This window comes from Streptomyces sp. NPDC031274 (assembly GCF_055570235.1).
In genome coordinates this window covers 1-1167 of sequence record NZ_JBVIHP010000362.1, presented here as the reverse complement: position 1 = coordinate 1167, position 1167 = coordinate 1, and the positions used below count along the sequence as shown (strand labels likewise).

Annotated in this window: 1 protein-coding gene; it reads left to right on the top strand. The window is 73.6% G+C overall.

Features of this window, described 5'->3' with window-relative positions:
• On the top strand, nucleotides 1-1167 hold a 1167-nt coding region (locus tag ACZ5CR_RS46390; RefSeq protein ID WP_468870080.1), incomplete at both ends, for an outer membrane protein assembly factor BamB family protein.

Below are 1167 nucleotides of genomic sequence, written 5' to 3'. Positions count from 1 at the left end.
GCGGGGAGCTGGCCGACGACTCGCCGTGGTGGGAGCGGGAGCCGGTCTCGGGGCTGGTGCGCCGCCAGGAGGACGAGGTCGCGCAACTGGTCGCGGAGTCGGTCGCGCGGGACACCGACGACTCCTCGCGCGACATCACGGATGAGCGGCCCGATGACCCTCCCGAGGATCCGCCCGAGGGCCCGCCAGAGGACCCGCCTCGGGACGCGGCGCGGCACCCGCAGCGGTTCGCGCCCCGCGACAGCCCGCAGCCGTTCGCGCCCCGCGACGCACGGGCCGACGCGCCACCGCTCCCGCCCGGCCGTCCGTCCCGCCGCCGCCTGCTCACCTGGGGAGGTGCGGTGCTCGGCGCCGCGGGGGTCACCACCACGGCCGTCGTCGTGAACAACCTCGGAGGCGGCAAGGACGACAGCGGTGGCGAGGACCGCGCGGGCGGCGATGCGAAGGACGGCCCCTGGCCGGATTCGGTGCTGAAGGGCCGGGTGCGGTGGACCCGTGAGGTCGGTGAACTCCCCTTCGACGGCGCGCTGTCGCGCAGCGGGGGCGACCTGTATCTCATCGACGGCGGCTCACTGACGCGGATCGACGCGGAGACCAACACCGTCCGCTGGACGTACCCGTCGCAGGACCTCAAGAGTGCCGAATCCCTCGGCGACCTGGTCTACGTGCTCAAGGACGGGCTGTTCGAACCGGAACTGATCGCGCTCCACGCCGACAGCGGGCGGGAGGCGTGGAACTCCGGCTCGCTGATCCGCAATCCGCACCGGCCGCGCCGCCCGTTCAGCCGCCCGAAGAGTCAACTTGAGGGAAACTACGGCACGTTCGCGGCCTCCGAAGAGGCCGTCGCTCTGATCTCCTACACCTCGTACGCCACCGCTCAGGCGCGGCGCACCTCCTGGGACCGGCGCTGGCGAGCGTACGGCTTCGACCCGCGTACGGGAGACCCCCTGTGGTTCCACGAAGGGAGCGCCGCCGGGGTGATCGGCGTGGACCAGGCGGGCGGCCGTATCGCGGTGGCCGTCTCCGCGGACACGGACCTCGGCACGGACGCGTACGCCAAGGACGATCCGCTCGTCGTCCTGCGCGCGGGCAAGGGCACGGTGGAGCGGGAGATCGAGGGCGGTGCGCCCCGGCCGCAGGCTCACCCCGGGGCCGAGGGAACCCGCT